Origin of the sequence: Shinella sp. 838 (genome assembly GCF_029623935.1) — a bacterium.
In the GTDB taxonomy this organism is placed as follows: domain Bacteria; phylum Pseudomonadota; class Alphaproteobacteria; order Rhizobiales; family Rhizobiaceae; genus Shinella.
Genome location: NZ_JARSBQ010000001.1, coordinates 407,453 through 421,401 on the forward strand (window position 1 = coordinate 407,453; position 13,949 = coordinate 421,401).

15 protein-coding genes are annotated in these 13,949 nt (G+C 63.7%); all 15 read left to right on the forward strand.

The window, feature by feature from the left end; translation table 11 throughout:
• Positions 1-97: 97 nt before the first annotated feature.
• The 15 genes from ruvC to ftsH all read left to right on the forward strand — a co-directional run bounded on the left by ruvC (position 98) and on the right by ftsH (position 13,787).
• Positions 98-610 carry a crossover junction endodeoxyribonuclease RuvC gene (ruvC, locus tag P9A16_RS01895; RefSeq protein WP_023512186.1) on the forward strand — a complete coding sequence of 171 codons (513 nt, stop codon included), beginning with the start codon at positions 98-100 and terminating at the stop codon, positions 608-610.
• Between the two features lie 55 nt (positions 611-665).
• A complete protein-coding gene (locus P9A16_RS01900) occupies positions 666-926 on the forward strand; it encodes an AbrB/MazE/SpoVT family DNA-binding domain-containing protein (RefSeq protein WP_023512185.1) in 261 nt (86 codons plus the stop codon).
• Positions 907-1,323 (forward strand): type II toxin-antitoxin system VapC family toxin, encoded by a 417-nt coding sequence (locus P9A16_RS01905; protein ID WP_023512184.1) that lies wholly within the window; start codon positions 907-909, stop codon positions 1,321-1,323. The genes P9A16_RS01900 and P9A16_RS01905 overlap by 20 nt, the downstream gene beginning before the upstream one ends.
• Before the next feature lie 11 nt (positions 1,324-1,334).
• Positions 1,335-1,952 carry a Holliday junction branch migration protein RuvA gene (gene ruvA / locus P9A16_RS01910; protein WP_023512183.1) on the forward strand — a complete coding sequence of 206 codons (618 nt, stop codon included), beginning with the start codon at positions 1,335-1,337 and terminating at the stop codon, positions 1,950-1,952.
• A gap of 40 nt (positions 1,953-1,992) precedes the next feature.
• Positions 1,993-3,033 carry a Holliday junction branch migration DNA helicase RuvB gene (gene ruvB / locus P9A16_RS01915; RefSeq protein ID WP_023512182.1) on the forward strand — a complete coding sequence of 347 codons (1,041 nt, stop codon included), beginning with the start codon at positions 1,993-1,995 and terminating at the stop codon, positions 3,031-3,033.
• A complete protein-coding gene (locus P9A16_RS01920) occupies positions 3,034-3,936 on the forward strand; it encodes a metallophosphoesterase (protein ID WP_023512181.1) in 903 nt (300 codons plus the stop codon). It begins immediately after the preceding gene.
• Between the two features lie 46 nt (positions 3,937-3,982).
• A complete protein-coding gene (gene ybgC, locus P9A16_RS01925; protein WP_023512180.1) occupies positions 3,983-4,459 on the forward strand; it encodes a tol-pal system-associated acyl-CoA thioesterase in 477 nt (158 codons plus the stop codon).
• A gap of 310 nt (positions 4,460-4,769) precedes the next feature.
• On the forward strand, positions 4,770-5,486 hold the full coding sequence (gene tolQ / locus P9A16_RS01930; protein WP_023514593.1) for a protein TolQ: 717 nt from the start codon (positions 4,770-4,772) through the stop codon (positions 5,484-5,486).
• A gap of 29 nt (positions 5,487-5,515) precedes the next feature.
• Positions 5,516-5,968, forward strand: coding sequence for a protein TolR (gene tolR, locus P9A16_RS01935; RefSeq protein WP_023514592.1), 453 nt, complete (start codon positions 5,516-5,518; stop codon positions 5,966-5,968).
• Between the two features lie 9 nt (positions 5,969-5,977).
• Complete coding sequence (locus P9A16_RS01940; RefSeq protein WP_023514591.1) at positions 5,978-7,090, forward strand: cell envelope integrity protein TolA; 1,113 nt, start codon at positions 5,978-5,980, stop codon at positions 7,088-7,090.
• A gap of 21 nt (positions 7,091-7,111) precedes the next feature.
• Complete coding sequence (tolB, locus tag P9A16_RS01945; RefSeq protein ID WP_023514590.1) at positions 7,112-8,416, forward strand: Tol-Pal system beta propeller repeat protein TolB; 1,305 nt, start codon at positions 7,112-7,114, stop codon at positions 8,414-8,416.
• A gap of 239 nt (positions 8,417-8,655) precedes the next feature.
• Entirely contained in the window at positions 8,656-9,192 is a 537-nt protein-coding gene (gene pal, locus P9A16_RS01950; RefSeq protein WP_023515469.1) for a peptidoglycan-associated lipoprotein Pal, read from the forward strand.
• A 151-nt stretch (positions 9,193-9,343) separates the two neighbouring features.
• Entirely contained in the window at positions 9,344-10,357 is a 1,014-nt protein-coding gene (gene ybgF, locus P9A16_RS01955) for a tol-pal system protein YbgF (RefSeq protein WP_023515468.1), read from the forward strand.
• A 20-nt stretch (positions 10,358-10,377) separates the two neighbouring features.
• Positions 10,378-11,664 carry a tRNA lysidine(34) synthetase TilS gene (gene tilS, locus P9A16_RS01960; RefSeq protein WP_024271173.1) on the forward strand — a complete coding sequence of 429 codons (1,287 nt, stop codon included), beginning with the start codon at positions 10,378-10,380 and terminating at the stop codon, positions 11,662-11,664.
• Positions 11,665-11,864: 200 nt separating this feature from the next.
• On the forward strand, positions 11,865-13,787 hold the full coding sequence (gene ftsH / locus P9A16_RS01965) for an ATP-dependent zinc metalloprotease FtsH (RefSeq protein WP_023516766.1): 1,923 nt from the start codon (positions 11,865-11,867) through the stop codon (positions 13,785-13,787).
• Positions 13,788-13,949: the final 162 nt, after the last annotated feature.

Sequence of the window (13,949 nt, forward strand, 5' to 3'; positions counted from 1 at the left end):
TTCGGGGTTTTCGCAGTGTCGCGTGGAATTGCCGCTCTGTTTTTGTTTTGTTCACATTTCGCTGGCAGGGTCCGCCCGTGGGCATTAGGGTTTCGTCATGCAGGAAACGATTCGCATCATCGGCATCGATCCGGGGCTTCGCCGCACCGGCTGGGGTGTCATCGAGACGCTCGGCAATTCGTTGCGCTTCGTCGCGTCCGGCACCGTCACCTCCGATGGAGACATGGATCTCGCCTCCCGCCTCTGCCAGTTGCACGACGGTCTCAGCGCGGTGGTGCACAGCTATCAGCCGCACGAGGCCGCCGTGGAGCAGACCTTCGTCAACAAGGACGCGACTGCGACGCTGAAGCTCGGCCAGGCGCGCGGCATCGCCATGCTCGTGCCGGCCCGCGCCGGCTTGCGCGTTGCCGAATATGCGCCGAATGCGGTGAAGAAGGCTGTCATCGGCGTCGGCCACGGCGAAAAGCAGCAGATCCACATGATGCTGAAGGTGCTGATGCCGAAAGCGACCTTCACCGGCAACGACGCTGCTGATGCCCTCGCCATCGCCATCTGCCACGCCCACAACCGCCAGGGCCTCTCCGGCCGCCTCGCCAAGCTCGCCGGCTGATTTGTTCTTGACTTGTTCCGGTTTGGCCAATAAGTAATACCGCAGAGGTATTACCATGCGCGTGACGGAAAAAGGCCAGGTGACGATCCCCAAGCCAATCCGTGATCGGCTCGCCATTGAGCCCGGTTCGGAGGTGGATTTCGTCGTGTCCGATGAGGGCGTAATGCTCGTCAAGGTGGGCGACGGCAAGCCGGACTTCGATGATTTCGATGCCTGGGCGGCCAGCGTTCAGGGAACGTGGAATCTGGATGGCATGACGCCGGACGAATATTTCGAATGGCTGCGAGGACCGCGTGATGACCTCGACCGTCGTTGATACCAACGTCCTTATCGACATGTTGGGGCCGGACCGGCCGCAGCGGCGCTGGTCCTTCGCCGCCCTGAAGCGATGCCTGGAGCAGGGGGAACTGGTTCTCAATCCTGTCGTATGGTCGGAGCTTGCGACCTCGTCGCTGAGTGAACTGGAACTGAATCTCGCCTTCGGCTGGCTGCGCATGCGGCGCGAGGCTTTATCCTATGAAGCGGCCTTCGCCGCCGGCAAGGCGCACTATGCCTATCGCCGGGCCGGCGGGCTGCGCGAGCGAACGCTTCCGGACTTTCTCGTCGGCGCCCATGCTGCGGTGCGTTCCCACCGCCTGCTCACCCGCGACGCCGCGCGCTATCGCAGCTATTTTCCCGCGCTCGACATCATCTCCCCCGAAACCCATCCCTGACGGATTCTTTCATGATCGGCAAACTCAAGGGCACAATCGACGAGATCGGCGAGGACTATGTGGTGCTCGACGTGCACGGCGTCGGTTACGTCGCTTTCTGTTCGGCACGTACGCTCGGCAAGCTCGGTTCAAGCGGCGAGGCGGCGGTGCTGTTCATCGAGACCTATGTGCGGGAAGACCAGCTCAAGCTGTTCGGCTTCCTGACGGCACTGGAGCGGGAATGGTTCCGGCTGTTGCAGAGCGTGCAGGGCGTCGGCTCCAAGGTGGCGCTGGCCGTGCTGTCGACACTGACACCGGGGGAACTGGCGAACGCCATCGCGCTTCAGGACAAGACGGCGGTGTCGCGCGCGCCGGGCGTCGGACCGAAGGTCGCGGTGCGCATCATGACGGAGCTGCGCAACAAGGCGCCGGCCTTTGCCGGGGAGGCGTCCGCCTCGATCGGGCTCAAGCAGGAGCTGGGTGAAGGCGTGGCCTCCGCGCCGGTTTCCGATGCCGTCTCGGCGCTCACCAATCTCGGCTATTCGCGCGACCAGGCGGCCAACGCCGTCGCTGCGGCGCTGAAGAACGGCGGGGAGGGGGCCGACAGCGCCAAGCTCATCCGCCTCGGCCTCAAGGAATTGTCGCGGTGACGCGGTTGCCTTCGGCCGTGGACAATGGGATTAGGGCGCGATGAGCGACGAGAACAGACTGCTTTCGCCGGAAAAGCGCGGCGAGGACATCGATACGGCCTTGCGGCCGCAGACGCTGGACGATTTCACCGGCCAGGCGGAGGCGCGGGCGAACCTCAAGATCTTCATCGAGGCGGCGAAGAACCGCGGCGAGGCGCTCGACCATGTGCTGTTCGTCGGCCCGCCCGGCCTCGGCAAGACGACGCTGGCGCAGATCATGGCCAAGGAGCTCGGCGTCAATTTCCGCTCGACGTCCGGCCCCGTCATCGCGAAGGCCGGCGACCTTGCGGCGCTTTTGACCAACCTTGAAGAGCGCGACGTCCTCTTCATCGACGAAATCCACCGCCTCAACCCGGCCGTCGAGGAAATCCTCTATCCGGCCATGGAGGATTTTCAGCTCGACCTGATCATCGGCGAAGGCCCGGCGGCGCGTTCGGTGAAGATCGACCTGTCGAAGTTCACCCTGGTCGCTGCCACCACGCGCCTCGGCCTCCTGACGACGCCGCTGCGCGACCGATTCGGCATTCCGGTACGGCTCAATTTTTATACGGCCGAGGAACTGGAACTGATCGTGCGCCGTGGTGCGCGGCTGATGGGCCTCGGTATGACGGACGAGGGTGCGCGCGAAATCGCCCGCCGGGCGCGGGGCACGCCGCGCATTGCCGGCCGCCTTCTGCGCCGCGTGCGCGATTTCGCCGAAGTGGCAAGAGCCGAGGCGGTGACGCAAAAGATTGCCGACGAGGCGCTGACGCGGCTTCTCGTCGACAATATGGGCCTCGACCAGCTCGACCGGCGCTATCTCTCGATGATCGCGCACAATTTCGGCGGCGGGCCTGTCGGCATCGAGACGATCGCAGCGGGGCTTTCCGAGCCGCGCGATGCGATCGAGGACATCATCGAGCCCTACATGATCCAGCAGGGTTTTATCCAGCGCACGCCGCGCGGCCGTGTTTTGACCGTAAATGCCTGGAAACATATGGGACTGACGCCACCGAAAGATCTGGAGGCGACGCAGTTCAGGCTGTTTTCCGAGGACGATTGAGTGATCACACGCCGCGGTTTGCTGAAGGCTTTTGGAGGCTTCATCGCCGCGGGCTTCGCCTCTTCGGCCTATGCGGTCGGCGTCGAGCCGATGCTGCGGCTGCGCACCACGACCTATCGGCTGACGCCGCCCGGCTGGCCGGCGGATCAAAAACTGCGGATCGTCGCACTCGCCGATATCCATGCCTGCGAGCCGTGGATGAGCGCCAGCCGTATTCGCGGTATCTGCGAACACGCCAACACGCTTGGCGGCGATATCGTCCTGCTGCTCGGGGACTATCTTTCCAGTATGCGTGCCGTCTGGGGCAAGGTGCCGCCGGCTGATTGGGTTGCTGCGCTGTCTGTCCTGGAGGCCCCGCTTGGCGTGCATGCGGTGCTTGGAAACCATGACTGGTGGGACGATCCGCAAGCGCAGGCGGCTGGAGGCGGGGAAACATTCAGCCACCGCCTGCTTCGCGACGCGGGTATCGCAGTCTATTCCAACCGGGCGGCGCGAATCGAGACGGCGACGGGCGCATTCTGGCTTGCCGGGCTGGAAGACCAGATCGCGCTGCGGCCGAGCCGCCAGTGGAAGCGCGCCGGTTTCGTCGGGCTGGATGATCTTCCGGGAACACTGGCGCAGGCGACGGATGACGCGCCCGTTCTCCTCATGGCGCATGAGCCGGATATCTTTCCGAAGGTGCCCTCCCGGGTTACGTTGACGCTGTCGGGTCATACGCATGGCGGGCAGGTGCGGCTTTTCGGCTATTCGCCCATGGTGCCCTCCGCTTATGGCAACCGCTACGCCTATGGCCATGTCGTCGAGGGCGGGCGGCATCTTTGCGTTTCCGGCGGACTTGGCTGCTCGATTGCGCCGGTTCGTTTCGGTTCGCCGCCGGAAATCATGGTTGTCGAGCTCGGGTGAGCGCGAAAACCTTGCAATTGCGGGCGCTTTGCGGAAGAGAAGCGCCATGACGGATTACAATCACCATCTCTCGGGCGAGCTCACGCACGCCGGACACCGGCTTGCACAGCGGGTCTACTATGAGGACACGGATTTTTCCGGCGTCGTCTATCACGCCCGCTACCTGCATTTTCTGGAACGCGGGCGTACGGATTACCTCCGCCTGCTCGGTGTCGAACAGGGCAGCCTCATTCTGGAAGAGGACCGCGAGGGTCTGGTCTTTGTCGTGCACCGCATGGAGATCGACTTCAAGGCGCCGGCGCGCATGGACGACATCCTGACCATCCTCACCTCGACGGAAAAGGCCGGCGGGGCGAAGATGATCCTCAACCAGGAGATCCGTCGCGGCGAGCAGCTTCTGATCGCCGCCCGCGTCATCATCGCGGTCATCAATTCCGCGGGCCGGCCGCGGCGCCTGCCGGAGGGGCTTGCGGCGCGGTTCCTTGCGAAAGCGCAGGACGTGGCCGGGATACATCGGCAGTAACACTCCCTTAACCATAATGATGTCTTACTCGCTCCATGAGGATGGTTTTGTGCACTGCACGTCATCCTTTAACCAAAATTGCCGTGAAGAAGGCAGGTTGTAAGCGTTTGACCGGCATGGCGGCCGGCGGCATCAACCGGACATTCTTGACGGACATGCGGAGCGGGTGCGGATCTAATCCTCCTGGCAACGTCTTGTTTGTGAATGCCGATGCGAGATCCACCTCCCAGGAGACCGCGAAGGCGTGAATGTTACCCGGTTCGAGCCGCAAGGGCCCGTGCCGGGTGTTTGGATTCGGGGACATAGGTCTATGGAACAAGTGGGTTTGGAAGCGGCGCATAATGTGACCCTGTGGGGTCTCTTCATGCAGGCCGGGTTCGTCGTGAAGCTGGTCATGCTCGGCCTCATCGCCGCGTCCGTCTGGACCTGGGCCATCGTCGTCGACAAGACGGTGAGCTACGGAAAGGCGCGTCGCCAGCTCGACAGCTTCGAGCAGGTCTTCTGGTCCGGGCAGTCGCTGGAAGAGCTTTATCGTACGCTCTCCGACCGCCAGACGTCGGGCATGAGCGCCATCTTCGTCGCAGCGATGCGCGAATGGAAAAAGAGCTTCGAGCGCGGGGCGCGATCGCCGATCGGCCTGCAGATGCGTATCGACCGGGCCATGGACGTGACGTTGTCACGCGAATCCGAAACGCTGGAAGCGCGCCTCGGCTCGCTCGCCACCATCGGTTCGGCGGCACCCTTCGTCGGCCTCTTCGGTACGGTTGTCGGCATCATGACCTCGTTCCAGGCGATTGCCGGATCCAAGCAGACGAGCCTTGCGGTTGTGGCACCCGGCATCGCCGAAGCGCTTCTCGCCACCGCCATCGGCCTCCTTGCCGCAATTCCGGCGGTTATTGCCTACAACAAGTTCTCTGCCGATGCCGGCAAGCTGACGGCGCGCATGGAAGGGTTCGCGGACGAGTTCTCCGCCATCCTGTCGCGCCAGATCGATGAAAAGCTGCAGCCGCGCGCCGCGGCGCAGTGACCGGCCTTTAGAAAGACGGAGACGACCCCATGGGCATGTCAGTCGGAGCGAAAAATGCGGGCGGTGGCCGCCGCCGTCGCGGCGGAGGCAAGAAGGCCCCGATGAGCGAGATCAACGTGACGCCGTTCGTCGACGTCATGCTCGTGCTGCTCATCATCTTCATGGTGGCCGCGCCGCTGATGACTGTCGGCGTGCCGCTCGACCTGCCGAAGACGCAGGCCAAGGCCCTGAACGCCGATACGCAGCCGATCACCGTTTCCGTCAAGGCGGACGGCCAGGTCTACCTGCAGGAAACGCCGATCCCTGTCGACGAGATCGCCGCCAAGCTCCAGGCCGTAGCGACGACGGGCTATACCGAGCGCGTCTTCGTGCGGGGCGACGGCACGGCGCCGTACGGCGTCATCGCCGACGTGATGTCGCGCATCCAGGCGGGCGGATTCACCAATATCGGCCTCGTCACCGAGCAGAAACCGGACACGTGATCGCACGCCATGAAGGGCAGTCTCGCCACATCCGCCGTCATCCACTCCCTGGTTCTCACCTGGGCGCTGGTTTCGCTCGGCAGTCCTGAAAGTTTCGACGTCGCCAATGTCGAGGCGATGCCGGTCGATATCGTGTCGATCGAGGAGCTGACGCAGATCCAGCAGGGCGACAAGAAAGCCGAGCTGAAGGAAAAGGCCGCGCCTGTTCCGACCAAGAAGCAGACGCCGGTCGAGAATGCGGAAAACGCCGGCGAAAACGATGTCGACCTGAAGAACCTGCCGACGCCGGAGGAAAAGCCGCGCGATATCGAGACCGCTGCCGCGCCGGAAAAGGCCGAAAAGGTCGTGCAGACGCCGGACACCAAGCCTGTCGAGGACGTGAAGCAGGAAGAGACTGCCAGCGAGCCCTCGACCGAGGTCGCCGCGCTTCCCGAGACCAAGCAGGAGGTCAAGCCGGACCCGAAGCCCGAGGCGACGCCGTCCGAGGAAAAGCCAGCCGAAGTCGAGGACGCCGAGGCGCTGCCGGACAAGATCCCGCTTCCCGAAATGAAGCCGAAGGTCGAGACGAAGAAGACCGAGACCGCGGAAAAGCCGGCCGAGAAGAAGGTGGAGACGGCGAAGGCCGAGACCGCCAAGACGCCCGACCGCAAGAAGGACCAGAAGAAGAAGCAGGAAAAGGCGAGCTCGCTGAACGAAAGCGATTTCAACTCGGACGAGATCGCTGCGCTTCTCAACAAGGAAAAAGCGGCCGGCGGCGGCGCGAAACGCTCGCAGGAGCAGGCCGCGCTCGGCGGCAAGAAGACGACGAGCGGCACGAAACTGTCGCTGAGCGAAATGGACGCCCTGCGCGGCCAGATCCAGAACAACTGGTCGATCATTCCCGGCCTTGCCGACTCCGCCGACGTGCGCATCCAGGTCAAGATGCAGCTCGACCAGAACGGCGACATCATCGGCGAGCCGGAAGTGGTGGCGACGGGCGGTTCGGATTCCGCGCGCCGGGCGCTGGCCGGCGGTGCCCGCCGCGCCATCATGAAATCGCGGCCCTTCAAGGGCCTGCCGCCAGAAAAATATGACGCCTGGAGCGAAGTCGTCGTGAACTTCGACCCCAGCCAGATGATGTAAGAACTAGGAAGGCCTAGATTTATGTTCAGACGCACTCTTCTCCGTTTGCTGGTCGTGCTGACCGGCCTTGCGGCCTCCCTGCCGCAGGCCTGGGCGCTCGTGGAAATCAACATCAACAAGGGCAATGTCGAGCCGTTGCCGATCGCCGTTACCGACTTCATCGCCGGTGGCGATCTCGGCCAGCGCATCACCGACGTGATCGCGGCGGACCTGAAGCGGTCCGGCCTCTTCGCGCCGGTCAACAAACAGGCCTTCATCGAGAAGATCGCCAACCCGGACCAGGCACCGCGCTTCGACGACTGGAAGGTCATCAATGCGCAGGCCCTCGTCACGGGCCGCGTGACGCAGGAAGGCGATGGCCGCCTGCGCGCCGAATTCCGTCTCTGGGACACCTTCGCCGGCAAACAGATCACCGGCCAGCAGTTCTATACCCAGCCGGAAAACTGGCGCCGTGTGGCGCATATCATCGCCGATGCGATCTATGAGAGCCTGACAGGCGAAAAGGGCTACTTCGACACCCGCATCGTCTATGTCGCCGAAAGCGGCCCGAAGAACGCCCGCAAGCGCCAGCTCGCCATCATGGACCAGGACGGCTTCAACGCCCGGGCCCTTACCAATTCCAACGAGCTGGTCTTGACGCCGCGCTTCTCGCCGAGCCGCCAGGAAATCACCTACATGTCCTTCGAGGGCAACCAGCCGCGCGTCTACCTGCTCCAGTTGGAGACGGGACAGCGCGAAGTGGTCGGCAATTTCCCGGGCATGACCTTCTCGCCGCGCTTCTCGCCGGATGGCCAGAAGGTCATCATGAGCCTGCAGCAGGAAGGCAATGCCAACATCTATACGATGGACCTGCGCTCGCGCACGACGACGCGTCTCACTTCGACGGCGGCGATCGATACCGCACCCTCCTATTCGCCTGACGGCACGCAGATCGTGTTCGAAAGCGACCGGGGCGGCAGGCCGCAGCTCTATGTGATGGGTGCCGACGGCTCCAACCAGCGCCGCGTTTCGTTCGGTGACGGTTCCTACTCCACGCCGGTCTGGTCTCCGCGCGGCGATCTCATCGCCTTCACCAAGCAGTCGGGCGGCAAGTTCTCGATCGGCGTGATGAAGACGGATGGTTCGGGCGAGCGCATCCTGACATCGGGCTTCCACAATGAAGGCCCGACCTGGGCGCCGAACGGCCGCGTGCTGATGTTCTTCCGCCAGCCGGCCGGCGCCGGCGGCCCGCAGATCTATTCGATCGACCTTTCCGGCTACAACGAACAGGCCGTGCAGACCAAGGGCTTTGCTTCCGACCCGGCCTGGTCGCCGCTTCTGGAATAGCAACACATATGAGGCGGGCCTGCCGCGTTCTTGCCGCAAAGTCCTGTAAATCAGGCGGCAGCGAGACGCGGCAGGCCCGTCTCCATTTGATGCGCGGGGGCCGGGGACGGTCTTACAAGCAATCGTTAACCATAAACGTTGAACGCGGATTAACCGACCGCGGTTACAGTCTGGCAACCCTGATTGAAACCGACGCTTCAACGAACTTGACGCAAGAACTGATGCAAGGAGACCGGCTCATGAGCCGCATTCATTCCCCGGCCGCTGGCCGCATGCAGACCATCGCCCGCAATCCGGCAATGATCGCCCTGTTCATGAGCCTGGCACTTGCTGGCTGCGCCTCCAAGAAGAACATGCCGAACAATGCCGGTGACCTCGGCCTCAATGGCGGCGCTGGTGCCGCGACGCCGGGCTCGCAGCAGGACTTCACCGTCAATGTCGGCGACCGCATCTTCTTCGACACGGACTCGACTTCGATCCGTGCCGACGCCGCAGCGACGCTCGACCGTCAGGCCCAGTGGCTGCAGAAGTACCCGAACTACGGGATCACGGTCGAAGGCCATGCTGACGAACGCGGCACGCGTGAATACAACCTGGCGCTCGGCGCACGCCGTGCAGCTTCGACCCGCCAGTACCTCGCGTCGCGCGGTATCCCGGCAAACCGTATCAAGACGATCTCCTACGGCAAGGAAAAGCCGGTCGCCGTCTGCGACGATATTTCCTGCTGGTCGCAGAACCGCCGCGCCGTGACCGTTCTTGGTGGCGCCGGCATGTAATTCCTTCTTCGGAAGGATGCGGGAAAGGCGGCCGAGAGGCCGCCTTTCTTTTTTCAACATACTTTGGCCGAACTCCGTTGCTTTTTGAGAGTATTTGGAAAACTCTTCGGCAGCGCTTCGGCGTACAATGGGACCAACAGGACGAAGATAGATGAAGAAACTTGTCGCGGCAGGCGTTCTCAGTCTGGCAGCGGTAGCAGGCATGGTCGGGCCGATCAGCGCATCGCCGCTTTTCCCGCTTGCCAACGGTTTTCTGCCGGCAAAGAACGAACGGATGGAAACGGGTGAGGTTATCCTCGCGCAGGCCATGGATCCGCGCGTCGGGCAGCTCGAAGAACAGATCCGCAGCCTCAATGGCCGGATCGAGGAAATGAGCTACCAGCTCCTCCAGATGCAGGAGCAGATTCGCAAGGCGCAGGAAGACAACGAATATCGCTTCCAGGATCTCGAAAGCGGCAAGAGTGGCTCCGGCAAGAGCGGCGCCCTTGAAAAGCCGGTGAATGGCGGCACGGCCGACCAGCAGATCGCCTCGAACAGGGTGCCGGCGGATGATCCCGCCGGAGCCGACACGCGGAACCAGACCGCGGGTAACCAGAACACGGGCGGTGGTGCGCAGCCGCAGGAACTGGGGTCCATCCGTTTCGACGAGAACGGCAACCCGATCGGTGCGGAGACCAATCCGGACCTCAACAACCAGAGCGCCTCGATCGGCAACGACAACACGCTGCCGGGCGTCGAGGACGGCCTGCCGCAGGCCTCGCAGTCGTCGTCCGCCTCGCTCGACAATCCCGACGACCTCTACCAGGTGGCCTACGGCCATGTGCTTTCCGGCGACTACCAGCTCGCCGAACGCGAATTCCGCGACTATCTCGACATCTTCCCGAAAGGCGAGAAGGCGGCCGACGCCAATTTCTGGCTGGGCGAGGCGCAATATTCGCAAGGCAATTTCAACGACGCCGCCAAGACTTTCCTCAACGCGCACCAGACGTTCAGCAAGTCGAAGAAGGCGCCGGAAATGCTGCTGAAGCTCGGCATGTCGCTTGCCGCGCTCGACAACCGTGAAACCGCCTGCGCCACGCTGCGCGAGGTGAACAAGCGTTATCCCGACGCTTCCAAGGCCGTGAAGACCAAGGTCTCCTCCGAACAGAGCCGCCTGTCCTGCTGACTGCGGACGGAAGAAACGCCATGGCCCGCGCGGACGATCCCGTCGTCGAGGTAGCCAGCCGTTTTCTGAACAGTTTCAAACGCCCTGCGCATCTGCTCGTCGCCATATCCGGTGGCAGCGATTCAACCGGATTGCTCGTGGCCCTCGCCACGCTTTGCGCGACCGGGCGCTTTCCCGGCATCACCCTTTCCGCCTGCACGATCGACCACGACCTGCGCCCCGGCTCGGCTGAGGAGGCTGCTTGGGTCGGCGCACTCTGCGCGCGCTACGGTATTGGGCACAGCGTTCGCCGTTGGGAGGGAGGAAAGCCGCATTCTGGCTTGCAGGCTGCGGCCCGCGCCAAGCGCTACGACCTTCTTGCTGCTGCTGCCGTGGACATGGGAGCCGATGCCATCCTTGCGGCGCACACGCGCGACGATCAGAGCGAGACCGTGGCGATGCGTGCCGCGCGATCTGCGGAGGGGATCGGCCTTTCCGGGATGGCGGATGCCGTTCTGTTGAACGGTGCGGTCTGGCTGCTGCGGCCGTTCCTCGCCCTCGACCGGGCGGCCGTCCGTGCTTTCCTTGCGGCGCGCGGCGAAAGCTGGCGTGACGATCCGAGCAACGACAATCCTCGTTTCGAGCGCGTCCGTATCCGGGCGCGCGGCGTTCTGCCCGATCACGCGGGCAAGGACAGGGCGCTGCTTTCCCGGCAGGCCGCAATCTTCCTCACCGGAAACGCCCGGGCGGAAGGCGCCGCTTTTGTGCTGGAATCGGCGGCGATCGGCACGCTCCTCACCGATGCGGGCGCCTGGCGCGGCCTCCTGCTGTTGGCGGCAGCGGCGGGTGGGCGGGTTCATACTCTTGAAACGGCATCGGCCGAGCGCCTGCGAAGCTTCCTTGCCAGCGGCACACTGTCGCGGCTGACCGCCGGCCGCGTTGTCTTCGATCGCCGGCGCGATGGTCTTTTCCTCTATCGCGAATGCCGGGGCATCGAGACCCTTGTCCTTCCGGCGGGAGCGACGGCCGTCTGGGATGGGCGATACCGTGTCGTCAACCGCGCCAGCCGGGCGATCACCGTGTCGGCTTTCGGCAGCGGGGCAGGGCGAGGGGATGATGCGGGATTGACCGGCGCTGCCCTGCGCGCCAGCCGCGCCGCGCCGCGTCTGAAATTCGAGGACGGAGCGCGCGTGCCGGCGGATCTCGCCATTCTGGGGCCGCTGGTCGCGCCCCATGTCCGTTTCCTGCCGCGTTTCGACCTTCCGCTTGCCAATGCATTGGCAGGAATTCTCGGGTCTGTGCCGTTTTCGTCTCCGCCGAACGAATGAAGGCGCGCACGAAAGCGTTGTGGTAAGATAGAGGCAATGTCGATGGCGGCCGGCTGTAGGGCCGTGCGCGTCGTTGACGATATTGAGAGAAAAGCCCTGACCCTGTGCGCTTTGCCTTGGCAAGGCCGCAAGGCGACCCTATGTTAGGCGACAGAGAAGCGGCCGGGAAACTCCGGCCGGGAAAGTGCCCGGAACGTTCGATGAATCCCAATTTCCGCAACTTCGCCCTGTGGGCGATTATCGCCCTTTTGCTGATCGCGCTGTTCAGCATGTTCCAGACGAGCCCGGCGCAGACCGGCTCGCGGGAAATCCCCTATTCGCAGTTCCTCAAAGAGGTGGACTCGAGCCGGGTGAAGGAAGTCGTCATCACCGGTGAAAAGATCGTCGGCAGCTATGTCGAGACTGGCGCGACCTTCCAGACCTATGCGCCGACCGGCGACAACTCGCTCGTCCAGCGACTTGAAGCGAAGAACGTCGTCGTCAGCGCACGGCCGGAAACGGACGGTTCGTCCGGGTTCCTCAGCTATATCGGCACGCTGCTGCCCATGTTGCTGATCCTCGGCGTCTGGCTGTTCTTCATGCGCCAGATGCAGGGCGGCTCGCGCGGCGCGATGGGTTTCGGCAAGTCCAAGGCGAAGCTTCTGACCGAAGCGCACGGCCGCGTCACCTTCGCTGACGTCGCGGGCGTCGACGAAGCCAAGCAGGATCTCGAGGAAATCGTCGAATTCCTGCGCGATCCGCAGAAGTTCCAGCGCCTTGGCGGCCGCATTCCGCGCGGCGTGCTGCTCGTCGGCCCGCCCGGCACCGGCAAGACGCTGCTGGCGCGCTCCGTCGCGGGTGAGGCCAATGTGCCGTTCTTCACCATTTCCGGTTCGGACTTCGTCGAGATGTTCGTCGGCGTCGGCGCAAGCCGCGTGCGCGACATGTTCGAGCAGGCCAAGAAAAACGCGCCCTGCATCATCTTCATCGACGAAATCGACGCTGTCGGTCGTCACCGTGGCGCGGGCCTCGGCGGCGGCAATGACGAACGCGAGCAGACGCTGAACCAGCTCCTGGTCGAGATGGACGGCTTCGAGGCCAATGAAGGCATCATCCTGATCGCCGCGACCAACCGTCCCGACGTTCTCGACCCGGCGCTGCTGCGTCCCGGCCGTTTCGACCGCCAGGTCGTCGTGCCGAACCCTGATATCGTCGGCCGCGAGCGCATCCTGAAGGTGCATGTGCGCAACGTGCCACTCGCCCCGAATGTCGATCTCAAGGTTCTCGCCCGTGGCACGCCCGGCTTCTCCGGTGCCGACCTCATGAACCTCGTCAACGAAGCTGCCCTGATGGCCGCGCGCCGCAACAAGCGCCTCGTCACCATGCAGGAGTTCGAGGACGCCAAGGACAAGATCATGATGGGCGCCGAGCGCCGCTCTTCGGCGATGACCGAGGCGGAAAAGAAGCTCACCGCCTACCACGAGGCCGGCCACGCCATCGTCGCGCTCAAGGTGCCGCTCGCCGATCCCCTGCACAAGGCGACGATCATTCCGCGCGGCCGTGCGCTCGGCATGGTCATGCAGCTTCCCGAGGGCGATCGCTACTCGATGAGCTACAAGTGGATGGTCTCGCGCCTTGCCATCATGATGGGCGGCCGGGTTGCCGAAGAAATCACCTTCGGCAAGGATAACATCACCTCTGGTGCCTCTTCGGATATCGAGCAGGCGACGAAGCTGGCCCGCGCGATGGTCACCCAGTGGGGCTTCTCCGACCAGCTCGGCCAGGTCGCCTATGGCGAGAACCAGCAGGAGGTCTTCCTCGGTCATTCGGTTGCGCAGCAGAAGAACGTCTCCGAGGCGACGGCGCAGAAGATCGACAACGAGATCCGCCGCCTGATCGACGAGGCCTACACCGAGGCCAAGCGCATCATCACCGAGCAGAACCACGAATTCGTGGCGCTGGCCGAAGGCCTGCTCGAATACGAGACGCTGACGGGTGACGAGATCAAGGCGCTTATCCGCGGCGAGAAGCCGGCGCGCGATCTTGGCGACGACACGCCGCCGCACCGTGGCTCCGCCGTACCGAAGGCCGGCCACAAGAAGGGCGGCGAGGCGGAAGGCGGGCTTGAACCGCAGCCGCAATAAAGACAGCGCCCAACGGAGTTGAAAACGGCCGGGAAGTCTATCCCGGCCGTTTTCCTTTGGTAACGGACTGTAATGAATTCTGATATTCGGGTGGCTGTCCTTTGCCGGCTTTTGTGGCAAAGAAAGGTGATAGCTCTACGCCGTTTTAAGGATTGGATTACC

Excerpts from the sequence above, each read along its gene's own strand:
- ruvB (WP_023512182.1), top strand. The coding sequence starts at position 1,993 with ATGAGCGACGAGAACAGACTGCTTTCGCCGGAAAAGCGCGGCGAGGAC.
- P9A16_RS01900 (WP_023512185.1), top strand. The coding sequence starts at position 666 with ATGCGCGTGACGGAAAAAGGCCAGGTGACGATCCCCAAGCCAATCCGT.
- P9A16_RS01905 (WP_023512184.1), top strand. The coding sequence starts at position 907 with ATGACCTCGACCGTCGTTGATACCAACGTCCTTATCGACATGTTGGGG.
- tolQ (WP_023514593.1), top strand. The coding sequence starts at position 4,770 with ATGGAACAAGTGGGTTTGGAAGCGGCGCATAATGTGACCCTGTGGGGT.
- pal (WP_023515469.1), top strand. The coding sequence starts at position 8,656 with ATGAGCCGCATTCATTCCCCGGCCGCTGGCCGCATGCAGACCATCGCC.
- ybgF (WP_023515468.1), top strand. The coding sequence starts at position 9,344 with ATGAAGAAACTTGTCGCGGCAGGCGTTCTCAGTCTGGCAGCGGTAGCA.
- ruvA (WP_023512183.1), top strand. The coding sequence starts at position 1,335 with ATGATCGGCAAACTCAAGGGCACAATCGACGAGATCGGCGAGGACTAT.
- ruvC (WP_023512186.1), top strand. The coding sequence starts at position 98 with ATGCAGGAAACGATTCGCATCATCGGCATCGATCCGGGGCTTCGCCGC.
- ftsH (WP_023516766.1), top strand. The coding sequence starts at position 11,865 with ATGAATCCCAATTTCCGCAACTTCGCCCTGTGGGCGATTATCGCCCTT.
- P9A16_RS01940 (WP_023514591.1), top strand. The coding sequence starts at position 5,978 with ATGAAGGGCAGTCTCGCCACATCCGCCGTCATCCACTCCCTGGTTCTC.
- tolB (WP_023514590.1), top strand. The coding sequence starts at position 7,112 with ATGTTCAGACGCACTCTTCTCCGTTTGCTGGTCGTGCTGACCGGCCTT.
- ybgC (WP_023512180.1), top strand. The coding sequence starts at position 3,983 with ATGACGGATTACAATCACCATCTCTCGGGCGAGCTCACGCACGCCGGA.
- tolR (WP_023514592.1), top strand. The coding sequence starts at position 5,516 with ATGGGCATGTCAGTCGGAGCGAAAAATGCGGGCGGTGGCCGCCGCCGT.
- tilS (WP_024271173.1), top strand. The coding sequence starts at position 10,378 with ATGGCCCGCGCGGACGATCCCGTCGTCGAGGTAGCCAGCCGTTTTCTG.